15 protein-coding genes and 1 riboswitch are annotated in these 14,791 nt (G+C 31.2%); of the genes, 6 read left to right on the plus strand and 9 right to left on the minus strand.

Going from position 1 to position 14,791, the window contains the following annotated elements:
• Positions 1–32 precede the first annotated feature (32 nt).
• The gene (locus HNR33_RS01460) at positions 33–1,145 is read left to right on the plus strand and encodes a DUF3810 domain-containing protein (protein WP_429079297.1); all 1,113 of its coding nucleotides are present in this window, start codon (positions 33–35) and stop codon (positions 1,143–1,145) included.
• Positions 1,146–1,157: 12 nt separating this feature from the next.
• On the opposite strand, the gene HNR33_RS01465 is transcribed toward HNR33_RS01460, so the two are convergent.
• The 3 genes from HNR33_RS01465 to bcp form a co-directional block, all read right to left on the minus strand.
• A complete protein-coding gene (locus HNR33_RS01465; protein WP_429079298.1) occupies positions 1,158–2,210 on the minus strand; it encodes a serine hydrolase domain-containing protein in 1,053 nt (350 codons plus the stop codon).
• A gap of 23 nt (positions 2,211–2,233) precedes the next feature.
• A complete protein-coding gene (locus HNR33_RS01470) occupies positions 2,234–3,484 on the minus strand; it encodes a M16 family metallopeptidase (protein WP_429079299.1) in 1,251 nt (416 codons plus the stop codon).
• A 247-nt stretch (positions 3,485–3,731) separates the two neighbouring features.
• Positions 3,732–4,217: a thioredoxin-dependent thiol peroxidase gene (gene bcp, locus HNR33_RS01475; protein WP_429079300.1), complete on the minus strand. Its 486-nt coding sequence runs from the start codon at positions 4,215–4,217 to the stop codon at positions 3,732–3,734.
• A 152-nt stretch (positions 4,218–4,369) separates the two neighbouring features.
• Between bcp and HNR33_RS01480 the strand changes: the two genes are divergently transcribed.
• On the plus strand, positions 4,370–4,501 hold the full coding sequence (locus HNR33_RS01480) for a rubredoxin-like domain-containing protein (protein WP_429079301.1): 132 nt from the start codon (positions 4,370–4,372) through the stop codon (positions 4,499–4,501).
• 33 nt (positions 4,502–4,534) lie between these two features.
• On the opposite strand, the gene HNR33_RS01485 is transcribed toward HNR33_RS01480, so the two are convergent.
• Positions 4,535–5,431, minus strand: coding sequence for a DMT family transporter (locus HNR33_RS01485; RefSeq protein ID WP_429079302.1), 897 nt, complete (start codon positions 5,429–5,431; stop codon positions 4,535–4,537).
• A gap of 199 nt (positions 5,432–5,630) precedes the next feature.
• Between HNR33_RS01485 and HNR33_RS01490 the strand changes: the two genes are divergently transcribed.
• The 4 genes from HNR33_RS01490 to HNR33_RS01505 all read left to right on the plus strand — a co-directional run bounded on the left by HNR33_RS01490 (position 5,631) and on the right by HNR33_RS01505 (position 9,200).
• Complete coding sequence (locus HNR33_RS01490; RefSeq protein ID WP_429079303.1) at positions 5,631–6,173, plus strand: hypothetical protein; 543 nt, start codon at positions 5,631–5,633, stop codon at positions 6,171–6,173.
• Positions 6,174–6,419: 246 nt separating this feature from the next.
• Complete coding sequence (locus HNR33_RS01495) at positions 6,420–7,496, plus strand: NAD(P)H-dependent flavin oxidoreductase (protein WP_429079304.1); 1,077 nt, start codon at positions 6,420–6,422, stop codon at positions 7,494–7,496.
• A 205-nt stretch (positions 7,497–7,701) separates the two neighbouring features.
• Positions 7,702–7,835: riboswitch (cyclic di-AMP (ydaO/yuaA leader) on the plus strand.
• A 10-nt stretch (positions 7,836–7,845) separates the two neighbouring features.
• Complete coding sequence (locus HNR33_RS01500; RefSeq protein WP_429079305.1) at positions 7,846–8,556, plus strand: cell wall hydrolase; 711 nt, start codon at positions 7,846–7,848, stop codon at positions 8,554–8,556.
• A gap of 263 nt (positions 8,557–8,819) precedes the next feature.
• The gene (locus tag HNR33_RS01505; RefSeq protein WP_429079306.1) at positions 8,820–9,200 is read left to right on the plus strand and encodes a DUF4183 domain-containing protein; all 381 of its coding nucleotides are present in this window, start codon (positions 8,820–8,822) and stop codon (positions 9,198–9,200) included.
• Positions 9,201–9,246: 46 nt separating this feature from the next.
• On the opposite strand, the gene HNR33_RS01510 is transcribed toward HNR33_RS01505, so the two are convergent.
• Genes HNR33_RS01510 through HNR33_RS01530 form a run of 5 tightly spaced genes read right to left on the minus strand, consistent with a single transcriptional unit; the run spans position 9,247 to position 14,786 of the window.
• On the minus strand, positions 9,247–11,853 hold the full coding sequence (locus tag HNR33_RS01510; protein WP_429079307.1) for a glycosyltransferase: 2,607 nt from the start codon (positions 11,851–11,853) through the stop codon (positions 9,247–9,249).
• Between the two features lie 19 nt (positions 11,854–11,872).
• On the minus strand, positions 11,873–12,220 hold the full coding sequence (locus HNR33_RS01515; protein ID WP_429079308.1) for a tetratricopeptide repeat protein: 348 nt from the start codon (positions 12,218–12,220) through the stop codon (positions 11,873–11,875).
• 16 nt (positions 12,221–12,236) lie between these two features.
• Positions 12,237–14,165, minus strand: a complete 1,929-nt coding sequence (locus HNR33_RS01520; RefSeq protein WP_429079309.1) for a motility associated factor glycosyltransferase family protein — start codon at positions 14,163–14,165, stop codon at positions 12,237–12,239.
• Entirely contained in the window at positions 14,165–14,479 is a 315-nt protein-coding gene (locus HNR33_RS01525) for a DUF8042 domain-containing protein (RefSeq protein ID WP_429079310.1), read from the minus strand. The genes HNR33_RS01520 and HNR33_RS01525 overlap by 1 nt, the downstream gene beginning before the upstream one ends.
• The gene (locus HNR33_RS01530) at positions 14,445–14,786 is read right to left on the minus strand and encodes a hypothetical protein (RefSeq protein ID WP_429079311.1); all 342 of its coding nucleotides are present in this window, start codon (positions 14,784–14,786) and stop codon (positions 14,445–14,447) included. The genes HNR33_RS01525 and HNR33_RS01530 overlap by 35 nt, the downstream gene beginning before the upstream one ends.
• Positions 14,787–14,791 lie beyond the last annotated feature (5 nt).

Below are 14,791 nucleotides of genomic sequence, written 5' to 3' on the forward strand. Positions count from 1 at the left end.
TTGATATATACTCAAAAGAAAGTGTGATTATCATGAAATGTTTAAAAACAAACAAAAAACTGTTATCAGTACTTCTTATACCTTTAGGTATAATTCTAACAAATATTGCAAAACACAATCCTCAAATAGTTGAAAAAGTTTATTCAACTGGATTTTACAAAACTGTCACTTATATTTTAAGTAATATTACAGGAATAGTACCTTATTCTGTAGCAGAATTCCTTCTCTATGCTCTATTTATTTTCATAGTCGTTAAAATTATATTAAGTATAGTAAGGATTAAAAATAGTAAAGAATACAGATTAAAAGCAATAATATATTTTCTGCAAAATATACTTATTACTATTAGCTTATTATATTTTTGCTTCCTGTTAGTCTGGGGACTAAACTATTATCGTCTACCATTCTCAAGGATAGCTAAATTGGATACTAAACCTGCATCGCTGTCAGAGCTAGAGAATCTTTGTACCGATTTAATAAAAAGAGCAAATAAGTTAAAAGACGAATCTATTAAGCAGTCATACAACAATACGGCAAATATGTCAAGATATGATATGGACGTGCTTAATAGAGCATATAAAGGATATGACAATGTTTCTGCTATATATCCTGAACTTGAAGGAAAATATGGCAAGCCTAAGAAGGTCTTATCATCAACAGCAATGTCTTATCTAGGAATTTCGGGGATTTACTTTCCCTATACAGCAGAAGCAAATGTAAACACAAATATTCCTGATATAATGCTTCCAAATACAGCCTCTCATGAAATGGCGCATCAACGCGGTTTTGCCAGAGAAGATGAAGCTAACTATATCGCTTATGTTACTTGCACTATGCACCCCGATATTGATTTTCAGTATTCTGGTACTTTATTAGCTTTAATCCATTCATCTAATGCGTTATATCGAAATGATAAAGAAAGATACAAAAAAATAAAGAAACTATATAGCGAAGAAGTTATTAAGGATTTAGCTGAAATCAACGAGTTTTGGAAACAATATCAAGGTCCAATAGAAAAAGCATCTACAAAGATTAATAATGCCTACCTAAAAGCAAACAATCAAAAAGATGGCGTAAAAAGCTATGGAAGAATGGTTGATCTTTTAATTGCTGAACATAAAAGAAAAATACACTCAAGACAATAACGAGTGTATTTTCTATTCTAGTGCTTTTAATACATATTTATATAAAATATATCCAGGATCTCTATTGCTATCACAATCAATATCATTCTCAGAAGTAATCACAGTAATTAAATCAAGCTGCGGAATAATAGCTAGATACTGTCCCCCATATCCTAAAGCAAATATTATTTTAATATTCTTTCTATCCATTACCCACCAGTGATATCCATACTTCATCATTCCTTGGACATCTATATGAGGCTTAGTAGAATTAATTATCCATTCCTTTGATACTACCTGTTTATTTTCCCAAATACCGTTATTTATAATCAGATAACCTATTTTAGCTAAATCTCTAGACTTAAAAGATAATCCAAAGCCACCAATATTAATTCCTTGACTATCAATATCCCATTGTCTTTTTCTAGTCCATTTAGTGCTATTTAAATAATAAGTCTTATTTATTTCAGTATCTCTTATACCTTCTACTCCAATGCTTTGTAATAAAAATTTATTAGCAAAATCCTGAGTTCTCATGCCTATTGCCTTTGTTATAATTACAGATAATAAATGTGAAACACCACTGTTATACTCAAATTTTCCAATTCTGTCTCTATTTAAAGGTATATTCAATATATACTTAATCCAGTCACTACTTTTAATCATATTCTTAAGCAAAGGTTCTTTAAAATCAGCACTTTCCCACTCAAATCCGGCACCCATCTTTAATAGATGAGATATTGCTATCTCCCCTATCAATGAGTTGCCTATATCATTTTCGTATTCAGGTAAGAACTCTATGAGTTTTTGATTCACATTTTTAATATATCTTTTTTCTATAGCTATCCCTATAAGCAAGGAAATGATACTTTTAGTTATTGAATTCACAGGATTTAAAGTGTTTGCATCTGTACCGTTATAGTATTCTTCAAAAACTAAATACCCATTTCTAATTACTAGAAAGCTATTAACATGCTTCAAATTTTTAACTATCTCTCTATCAGCACTTATAAACTTATCATAATTCATTCCTACTTTTTGTGGTTCAAGTTTTATCCAGTCGTTTGTGGGCCAGTTATCTCTCATAATATAGCTAATCACTGCCTTCTTTATTGTTTTTTACTGTTTACTAGAATATGGACTGTTGGACTATCAAGCACCATTTTCGCAACCTCATACACTTCGTTTCCACTAATATGATCTAATGCTTTCATGTCCTCATTAAAAGCATAAATGTTTTTCCCTGTTAATTTTTGATGCAAGACATAATTACATAATCCTTCTGAATCTTCTAACATAGAGGCTATACCAGTTTTCATTACTTTCTTCATTAAAAGAATATTTCTATCATCAATTATTATTTCCCTATTAATTATCCCACTAATACATTTATCTATTGTCTCTTTCGCCTCGGCTACATCATTTTCTCCTACAGCAGTGTAAATATATAGTGTTTTTATCCAATCTGTTACATCCATCTCAGAGTATACGTCGTATGCTAATCCTTTATCTTCTCTCAAAGCTCTAAACAATATAGAGTTCGCGCTCTCTCCAAACTTATGATTAAGAATTTCTAAAGCTAGTTCCTCATCTCTATTGAGTCCATAAAATGTATAGAGATATACCAAGGTATTTTGCTCAATGTCTTTTCTATATGTTGTTTTTTCAACATGTCTATTCTTCTCTATTATTACTGGCTTTTCTACTACTGTCTTACTCTTCCAACTGTCAAAATACTTCTCCACCATTTCCTTCACTTCCTCATGACTAAAAGAAGACACAATACTAATAACACAATTATTAGGAACATAATGTGCTTTATAAAATTCTTCAAGCTGTTTCTTAGTAAGCTTTTTAACTGTTTTTTCAGTTCCTACAATATCATATTTTAAAGGACTATTTGAAAATGCAATATTGTTAGTCATATTGAAGCTATAGTGCTCTATGTCATCTGCACTATTTCTTATTTCAGCTAATATAACTCCACGTTCTTTTTCTATTTCATGTACAGGAAACGTCGAGTTTATAATAATATCTGATAGAAGTTCTACTGATGCTTCCAGTTCCTCACACAGTGCTGTAATAGCAAATACTGTTGCAGTATATGTAGTGTATGCGTTATACGACCCTGCTCTATCTTCAAAATCTTGATCTATTTTACTATTATCTCTTAATTCTGTACCCTTAAATAACATATGTTCAATGAAATGACAAATCCCTTTTTCTTCAAAATCTTCGTTTATAGCTCCAACATTTACACCTACATGAATAGAAGAAATTTCAGTATCTTTATGAATCGATACTAGTTTTAGTCCGTTTTCTAAAATATGTTCTTTCGAATTAAAAACCTGTTCCATCATTATGCCTACCCCTAATCTATTTATTAAATATTTTTTATCAATTTTAATACTATACTATCTTTTACTATTTACTATGACTATAAATAGTATATCATTAACTATTGTAGCATATATTGATGCCTTAGAAATACTTTTTTAATTATCGCAAAAAATCAGACACTAACTTTATCTCTGCGTTAATATTAAAGATAAGATTAGTGTCTGATATAAACATAATAATCGAATATATAATATTTTATGGATGAAACTACTTTAATTCTTCGTTAATATAGTCTATAACTTTTTCAGCATGCCCTTTTGCTCTAACATTTCTAAATTCTTTGACTAAAACTCCTTCTTTATCAATTAAAAATGTTGACCTTTCAGTACCTAAATATTCTTTTCCATATAACTTCTTTAGCTTAAGGACATCATACATTTTATGAACCTCTTGCTCTTCATCACTCAGTAAAATAAATGGCAAGCCTAGTTTTTCAATGAATTTTGTATGGGACTTTATGCCATCCCTGCTTATACCAATAACTATAGTATCAGTTGATTCTATTTTATCATAATTGTCTCTAAACTCTGAAGCTTCGACGGTACATCCAGGTGTATTATCTTTTGGATAAAAGTATAATACAACATTTTTATTGCCTTTATAATCAGCAAGAGAAATATGATTTCCATTGGCATCAGGAAGTCTAAAGATAGGAGCCTTGTCTCCTACTATTGATCTATTATTTTCAGTCATCTCTACCACCTCATAATTTAATATGTATTTTCTTTATACCCTTGTATAGCTGAATATAACATAATTATCTTTTATAAATATCACGTGTTAAATAAAAATATTTGGGTATAAATAAGTGGCAATAATATTTTTTATTCGAGGAGGTAATTAATATGAAGACTTTTTTATGCAAAGTATGCGGTCACACAGCAACAGGAGAAGAACCACCTATGTATTGTCCTATTTGTTATGCTTATAAGGATGAATTTGTAGAAATAGATAAAAATGATGCTCCTGGATACTAAAAACAGCTTCAAATGAAGCTGTTTTTTTATGAATTACAAAAATAATAAGACAACTCCTGTTACTGTAATTATAGCTCCTATTATCTCTTTAAGACTTACCTTTTCCTTAAATACTAATATTGACACAGGAATTATCATCACTGGTACCACAGATGTTATAGTTGAAGCAACACCTGTGGTAGTATGTTGTATAGCAATAAGTGAAAATGAAACCCCTAAGAAAGGACCGAAAATTGATCCTATTGTAATACTTGTCATAGCCCTCAAGTTAGTAAATGCAGTTTTTAATCCACTCCATTTCCTCATTACAATAAACAACACTGCAAATCCACACAATCCACTTATTATTCTAATTTGTGTAGCTGCAAAAGGATTTAAATTCTGCATACCAATTTTGCTAAATATCAATCCTAGTGATTGCCCTATAGCTCCTACAAACGCAAAAATTATTCCCTTTATAGAATGTGAAAATTCAAACCTCCTGCTATCTGATTTTCTTACTAATACAACAAGAGCTATGCCAGAAATAGTTATAGCCATACCGATCATATTAGTAATGCTAATCATCTCTCTCATAATAATATATCCAAGTAATGCTGTAATCGGTGGTGATAATGCCATTATAAGCATCGAAATCCTTGAACCAATTTCTACATAAGCTTGAAACAAGAACAAATCTCCAATAAAAAATCCTATAACTCCTGATATGCTAAGCCATATCCATGAATTAGTTGAAGCATCAAGTGGGAAAAGCATTCCTCTAGTAAAATAAGTGAATATACTAATTAGAACAAAGCCAATCATCAATCTTATAAAATTTACTGATAATGATCCTACCTTTTTCCCTGCCATTTCAAAAGCAGCTGCTGTAACAGTCCAAAATAAAGCTGTAATAAGTGCAGCCATTTCACCAATATGTGATTCTATCATGGTCTACCTCTCTTTATAATCTATATAATTTAATAATATGTATATAAAGATATAATACATTATTTATTTGTTTTTTGAAATAGGACTTATACTGTTTTAAAAACAGTACTATTCTATTAGTCTGATAATAAATTATAAGTGACATAGTCACTCCTCGTCTCATAATATATATTGACAATAAATAAAGGAGGTTATGAAAATGATGCCTTACTATGGATATATGCAACCTGAAATGTCTTACCCATATATGACATATCCTTTTGCTCCACCTAGTGCAGGTGACCCACCACCTATATTAAGCGATAGACCTACTGAGATAAGGATTACTGCATTCAAAGAGCTTACAGGTTATCCAAACTATGGAAATCCAAGTGGAAATGCAGATATTCTCTATACCGGAAATACTGGCCAATGGACATTACTAATACCACCTCAAATTTTTGTTACTGGCAACTACAGAGCACGCCTAATTATCCGTGCAGTATTAGATGATCATTCTAATGTACCTGAACGTCAATATTCAGCAACAATATCAATAAATGGCACAGTTGTACATCGGGGACGAGTTCCTCTAGAGCATGGTCGTCCTGCTGGACAAAAATTTACAAACTGGAAGGACTTAACGTTTAATGTTCCAAATTTGAGGAGAACTAATAGAGTACAAATCGTAAATACTTCAAACACAGGAAATTATGATTGGATTGGGCTAGACTGGATGGAAATGAGACTAATTCCTAGATAAGAGTAATGCTAAAAGGGTCTGTCGAACAACGAACTAAGCAGTTCGTTTGCAACAGGCCCTTTTTTATTTCCTTTTCTAAATATACATGTAAAATGTATAGACTACATAATAATGCAAATACTCAAATTAAGAATAAAGTTACTAAAATTAGCTATCATTTTCTATTCATTAATTGTATAATTTAATAGTAGGTTTTATTACCTAGTGCTAATATTGGATAATAATATATAGGAGGTATAAAAATATATGAATTTGCCAAATCTAAAAATCGGAAATCTCGTAGCAAGAGTTCCTATTGTTCAAGGTGGTATGGGTGTAGGAATTTCTTTATCAAACTTAGCTGGTCATGTCTCATTAAATGGTGGCATTGGAGTAATATCTGGTGTTGAAATTGGTTTTAACGAGCCAGATTACTTTAAAAATAAGAAAGAAGCTAATATTCGAGCATTAAAAGCTCATATAAGAAAAGCTAAAGAGATATGTAGCAATGGGATTATAGGCGTAAACTTGATGACCGTACTCAACAACTTCGAAGAAATGGTTAAAGAGTCGGTTAAAGAAAAAATAGATATCATATTTTCAGGGGCTGGACTTCCACTAAGTCTCCCTAAGTTCACAAAAGGAACTGAGACAAAAATAGTTCCGATTGTTTCTTCAGGAAGAACCGCATCAATAATATGTAAAAGTTGGGATAAGCATTATCAAGTTATTCCTGACGCAGTTGTTGTAGAGGGTCCTAAAGCAGGTGGACATCTTGGATTTTCTAAAGAAGAACTAAATGAACCAGCATATCAGTTAAACAAACTATTGCGTGATGTATTAAATGCAATAAAGCCTTATGAAGAAAAACATAGAAAGAAAATACCTGTTATAGCAGGTGGTGGTATTTTCAACGGAAAAGATATAGCTGAGCTAATAAAAGCTGGTGCATCTGGAGTTCAGATAGGAAGCAGATTCGTTGCTACTCATGAGTGTGATGCCTCAGAAGGGTTTAAGCAAGCATATATAGAGTGTAAATCTGAGGATATTGAAATAATTCAAAGTCCTGTTGGTATGATTGGTCGTGCGATATCAAATGATTTCTTAAACGAGGCTAAAGCAGGATTAAGAAAGCCAATAAAATGCATTACTAACTGTTTAAAGCCATGTAAACCTGCTGAAGTGCAGTATTGTATAGCTAGTGCATTGATTAATGCACAAAAAGGAAAATTAGCATCTGGGTTCGCTTTTGCCGGTGTAAATGCCTACCGAATAGATAGAATAGTTTCAGTAAAGGAGTTAATCGACGAACTAGTTACTGAAGCAGAGCTTAACTTAAAATAATATAGTTAACAATAATGGTAAAAATCAATTTAACCTAGTTTAGCATAATGCAAATAATATTCAATTTATAGTAAACAATCAATAAAGCCTTAATTCTAAAAGAGTTAAGGCTTTTATAATTGTTAGTACAGATAGCTATTTGTGCCAATTTTTTGAATTAGTTGACATAACATTGTCAAGTCTATATAATGTTACATATGCAAAGTCACTGCGCTTGCTGAATCCTGGAATACTCAGGTACGGAGGAACCATTATAGGGGTTAATCCATACATGTTATGGTAGGGAGCCTTCTATCCCGAACCCGTCAGCTAACTTCGGAAGCAATCAAAAGGAAGGAGTGTTTAGTGCATGAAAATATATTTAAAGAGGATAGTATCTTTATTCCTCGTACTATTATTAATCTCATTTAACATAGCAGGTGCATATGCTGCCCAAGGTCAAGCAAGTCCATATGTGACATTAAAGTTTGGTAGCAGAGGAAGCGAAGTATCAAAATTACAACAAGCTCTTAATAACAAAGGTTTTTCAGCTGGAGCTGTTGATGGAATCTATGGCCCAAAAACCGAAAAGTCAGTTATCAATTTTCAGAAAGCAAATAAAATCACTATCGATGGAATAGCTGGTAAGCAAACTCAATCTTTGCTATATGCAGTTAGTGCAACTCGAGAGACGACCCTAAGTAGAAATACTTCTTCAGTTGATATATACTGGCTTTCTCGAATAATTGAAGCTGAAGCTGGAGCTGAACCGTACAATGGAAAAGTATCAGTAGGAAATGTAATATTAAACAGAGTAATTTCAAGCGACTTCCCTAATACTGTAAAAGAGGTTATATTTGAAGATTACAAAGGAATTCCTCAGTTCAGCCCTGTTGCAGAAGGTACTATATATAATACTCCTTCTCAGGCAAGTGTAAACGCTGCAAATGACGCTTTAAATGGTGTAAGACCAGTTGGAAGTGCAACTTATTTTTTCAATCCCGATAAAGCAGAAGGAAAATGGATTGTAAATAATAAAGCTTATGTTATGAGAATTGGAAATCACGTGTTTTATAAATAAATAATATGAAAGTCCTTGAATAGATTTTATTCTAATCAAGGACTTTTTATATAGGATATTTCATATCATATAGCTCTAACAACAAGCTTACCAAACAGCTCCCTGTTCTCTATAATTTTATAATTAAGTATTTATAGTTTTAGTGTCAAAATAATATATTCATCAATATAATATACTGCATAAGAAGAAGAGATTAAATATGGTCGTATGATAAAAATTAAAAGCTTAATATGATCAAAAATATTAAAAAGGAGATGAAAGGTATGGCTACATCATTATTTAGACTTGTTATGACTGCTGAAACAACAACGACTACTACTAGCAATCCAGCTGTAGAGAAATATTTTTATAAATTTAATTCAGCTCATAGAACTAGTGGCACCATCACAATTCCAGCTGCCAATTTTACGGATGATTCAGGTAACACTATGACTGGAAATCTAACAACTATATCAACAGACAATGGATACTATTTATTAACTGTTAACGGTCAAATACAACAGTCCAGCTTATTTACAGTTGGCGCTAATGGTTCTCAAATTGTTATCACTCAAGCTTCTACAGTTCCTGTTAGTGCACCAATCACATTAGCTGTAAATAATTTTGCGCCAAATTCTACTTCTACAACTACAGTAACAACTTAATAATTAAATCAAAGGATGTGCTGTGATTTGCACATCCTTTTCATATTTATAAGCTACTTTGAAGTAAACACTCTTTAAAACTAATATTATTTATTCTCTGTTTTTCCATCATTATTAACTCGCTATATCGATATTGTTTAAATCCTTCATCTAATCTATACAAAGCATATCCTTTACAAATATAGAAAAATGATGATAAAAATTTAGCTGTTCTATTTTGTTCATCTAGCCATCTCTCTGCTTCTTCTTCCTTTCTCATAATCCATAAACTACTGATAATATAAGCATGAATCACTGAATAAATAGCCTCATCCTCTGATATTTTTAAGAAGAATGTCAACGCTTGATCGAATTGCTGATTCATGAAATGCATCAATCCAATAATATAATTAATAAAATCCTGTTTTTGATGAAACCTATTACCTTCTAATATCCAACTTTTTTCCTCTAAAAAAGCATTGAATTGGCTAGGATTTTCGTGAAACATATCTTTTATTTTTTCTTGTGCCAGATAATTTAATGGATCCCATTGTATTGCACGTAAATATGCAGATAGCGTCTCATTTCTTTTTTCTGCTTTTGCATAATAATTACCTATTTCCACATATATCTTAGTACATGTCAGATCGGTATCATTTTGAATGAAACTTCCTTCATTTTCCATGTTTTTGGTTAAACCTAAACTATGATAAAAGGCTAATAAAGCTTTATTTGGTTTAGCAGGTATTTGAAGAGTTAATGCATTAGATATAGTAACTCCTATATTCCTTTGATATATCTTCTTTATCCATTTTTTAAGTTTCTTTGTGAAGTTTTTTGACCACAACACATATTCTAATGCTTCCAATGGCTGTGGATCTCCCAGTTTCATTAGCTTTTGAGCTGATTCTATATGTTCACTGTACAATAGCCGTTCAATAATTTTTTGTTTAAATTTTAACTGCTCTTGTTTATTTGAAATGCACTGGAAAATCCTTTCAATAGTTTGATAATCATCTCGTTTCGCCCAATACTCAGCTAGTTTAATATATTGGTCCTCTTTCGTCTCTTGTAGTAATAAAGGTAGAAGCAATTGTGCTTTTTCAGTCTGCTCCAGCCATAAGAAATCTTCTAGCAGTGTACTGACAATTTCATATTCCTGCTCTCCTAATATAGGATAACATAACTCTTTTTTCATAAGTAAATTATGAAGTAAATGGTATAAACCTTTGATAGGACTTTCGATACTTTTAATGCGGTCCATTTCCTTTAAAAGAACCACAGCTTCTTTCCATTTATTATAAAGCCAATAGCTTTCGATTCTCTTTAATAGCATATGATTATATAAAAAGCTATTTTCATTTATTGCAGAAAAATGAAGCTCTGCTTCTTCCATTTCTCCTAACATCATATAACAAAAAGATTTAATGCTTTCTATTTGATCCCTTTTATCCAATAAAGCTTCTAAATACTCTAAATGAGTTAAAACTTGAGTATACTCTCGTTGTTGTAAAAGAATATCCATAAGCGTCGTCAGCTGATTAAGATTCTTATACTCCTTTGCTGTCTTTAGTAAATTTTCCAGTACTTCAACGGAATTTACTTTTTTTGCCAATTTGCCTATTTTGTATAAAAGAATGTAATTAGTTTTGTTTAATTCATAGGCTTGCTGATAACAAACTAGGGCTTGCTGATAATTAAATATTTCCTGATGAATTTCTCCTAGTGTTTCCAGAATAATAGGAATCCCAATCTCTGGTGCAGGTACCATAATGTCATACTTTTCTCTTGTTTTTAAGCTGATCTCTAAGTCTCGGATAGCTTCTTCGTACTGATATAACTGCATACGTATTTCACACCTCAAAACTAAAATATCTGTATAGAAAGGAAACACCTTTATTCCTTCCTCTAATACATCTAAAGCATCATTATATCTCTTAAGAGAAATAAGCGACCAGCTTAAACATTTATATAAATGAGGAGCAAATAAATAATCCAAGTTTAAGTTTTTACATGCTTTTTGAAAATATACTATACTTTCTTCGTATCTCTGTTGATTTAAAAGCTCTATTCCATACATATATTGCAGATAACAATTTTCTGGATATTCTTTAAGCTCCTCTTCTAGTAACAATACAGACGAATAAGCTTCCCTACATAAATTTTCATCATTTTGTTGAACAATTCGAATACTTGTATCTTTGACATTACTTAAAATTTCATCTGGAATTCGTTCAAATATTCTGTATTGATAACGGTATTCCTTGCGGTTTCGAAACAGACGTAATGACTGTACAGGAGAAGATATTTGATAGTTTTCCCATGGATGATCAATATATAGTAAGTATCCTTCTGCATTAGGATCATTCAATAGTGAATCAATCTCTTTTAATTGTTCTATAGAAATAGTTTCATTTGCCTGAAGAAATAGAACCCATCTTCCTTTAGCTCGATCTAAGCAAAAGTTTTTAGCTTCACTATAATTGTTATTCCACTCAATTTGATGAACATTAGCACCTGCTTGTCTAGCTATATTAATAGTTAAATCCGTTGAGCCTATATCTACAATTACTATTTCATCTACGATTTTTTTCATGTTTTCTAAACAATTAGAAATATGCTTTTCATTATTTTTCGTTATCATACATAAACTTAAGCGTTTTTTTTCAGTCATGAATCAAAATTTCTCCTCTCTACACTTTTTTAAGCTGTTCATACATCTTTGCTGCTAATTCATATTCTCCTAATTGATAATAACAGTCCCCCATCTTTTGAATGATTTCCACATCATCTATGTGAAACTCTAAATAAGCTTCATATATCGTAATAGCTTTTTGAAATTTGGCTCTTTGATATAATAATGAAGCGTAATTGTATAAAATATCACTATTTAATGCATTTAGTTCATAAGCTCTTTGCAAATACATTTCAGCATTTTCCCAATCTTTGACTTGATAAAGAAGTATGCCAATCTCGTTAAAGAGATGAGGATTAATAGGATCTTTCAATAACTGATCCAACTTTCTTTCTATTTCTTCCATATAATTTACAACCTCCCTATTCTTCTTTAATTTCTAACTCATTCAATATTCTCCTTAACGGTTCTATGGCATCTTCTAAATAAATTGATAAGCTTTGATAAACAATATTCAAATGATGAAAAAATCCATGCTGAATTTCAAAAATTTTAGTAATCTTCTGTGATGTATCGATTAATCCTAGACGATTCATTAGGTAATAATATACAAAAATAACTTGTTGAGAAAAACAACGATACAATTCATCTTCAATAAAAGTTTGATAAATGTTAATATTTTTTTGATAAGTCTCTTCAAGAATATTACGATATTTTATACTATCTTTTTCTTTAGACAAATGAATCATTTCCTGACAGACTAGCTTTCCTTTAGCGGTCTCTCGACTTAGATTGCGAAACAAACCAGCATATTCTTCTACGCTTTTTATAAATTTTGTTAGTCCCATTTTTCTTTCCATAATAGATATCTTATTTTTATTATCGGTAATCAATCCGTAGATATGATATGGTATTGTCTCAGCACAATATTTTTCAATAACATGAACTAACTGCTCACATTTAGTTCCTTTAATCTTTACACCACCTTCTGTAGCGTTTATGATAATTTTATCAGAATGAGCTGCAATTTTTCGCTCTAATCCTTGCTTAAAATCAAGCCACAGCTGATTAGACGGAATCATAGCTCCTTCATTACTTTCAACATAAACAATTGGTTTTGATTTTAAGATATCTCTCGCGCGTTTACCCTTCTCTTCTGAATAAACTGCATCTTTACTATGAGTAGCACCCTCAGGTCCGTAAGCATAATCCTGCCCTACAAAAACAATCGGATTTGCTCCCATGTATGCAGCTAATTCAAAAGCAAGATGAGAAACATTGGCTCCTGCATCAATAGCACTTCCATCTCCAATATATTTATTTATCCATTGATTTATTGCCTCTACATTACGAAATATTGGAATTTTAGCTCCAGGAAAAGAAGGAAAAACATTTTTATCAACCAGACCCAAGCAGAGTAGAGCCATATCTTCGGGGTATTCAATACCTTCAAAATGATAAGTATAGGTGTATTTTGTACGTTCGATAATAGTTAAAACATCAGGCTTAATATGATTCTTCATTAAAGGAACAATAGCAGATTCTGTACATATAATTAACCCTTTATCTTGGATCTCATTTAGATGATGGATATTTTTATCCAATGAAGGTCCATTAGCTATAATAAACGCTGGGACATTCTTATATTTATCTTTTAAACAACTAATATAGGGATTTTGTACAATCTCTCTCATATTAGCCAGCAAATTATGCAATCCTATTAAATTGTCTAAATGGTCATTTCCAATATAAAATATGAATAATCCTAACTGCGAAAAAATATATTGGTGAATTTTCATATATTGAACTTTAAAATTCCGCTGTGCAATAGGTGTAAAAGCTACAACAGGAAAAGTACAATTAGCAAAGATAATACTAAAAAATAAACTATCAAAAGCTTTAGCAAAATATTCCATATCACCAATAAGAAAAGTTATTTTTTGAGTTTTGATAATAGGCTCCAAATCAAAATAATAAAGCATAGCTGTAAAAAGAAAAATATTCTGTTCAAAAAGAACAACTAAGGTATGAGGTCGTTTTTGTGCAAATACTTCAAATAGAGAATAGCCAAAGCCGGAGCCGTACATAAAAATAGATCCAGCCCCCTGTATAGAAATGCTTTCACACCATTTTTTTGCTTCTTGTACTGGTTGTACACTAGTAATCTGAAAACTTCTATTCTCTTCACAATACCTACAGACAGGATAACCTTCGTCATTATAGCTAATCTTCACTTTCTCCCATAATTCAATTTCATCTATTTGCAGTACTGATTCCTTTAACCAGGGAGTTAATAATTGCAAGTTTTTCTGAAACATCTCCTTTATTTCATTTTTTTTAGCTATAAGCATTAATCGCCACACCTTTCATTCCATTCTTTTGTCAGAGAATAAACTGTAAATTCCAATACATCTGTCATCGCAGTCACATCTTGATTTCTTATACAATCATAGAGAATCTGAAGTACTGGCATTATTTCATCCAGTTTTATTTTTACATCTCCAGCATATTGCTGATATTCTAGTAGATTTTCCATATCATCGATACTATTTAAAAAATTATCTAATCCAAGATGATCATTGCCTTTTCTAAAATGCTCGATGGTATATAGCAAAGATTTTTGAAATCTATCACTTCTCTTTTTGAATGGAGTTAATTCTTTCATCACTATTTTCTCCTTCATCAATTAATTCTTTCCAGCCGCTTTGTTTATAGCCTTCTATATTTTTTAATGTATAATATACCGTTGCCTGCATCCTTGCATCAAAAAAACTTAGTGACTCTTTTCTTTTTTTTAACTCTTCTTCCGTCCAAAAAAGTTTTCGCAGGCTCAAAGATTCTTTTTTAATATCATATAACAATCTTTTTACTGTTGTAATTTGAGAAACATATTGGAATACTTCTGCAACCTGTTCTCGTAATGCACAAGAATAGGATTCATAGTCATCATAAATATTGCCTTTTATCCTCATTGATT

Origin of the sequence: Brassicibacter mesophilus, from assembly GCF_050433385.1 — a bacterium.
Classification (GTDB): domain Bacteria; phylum Bacillota; class Clostridia; order Tissierellales; family Proteiniboraceae; genus Brassicibacter; species Brassicibacter mesophilus.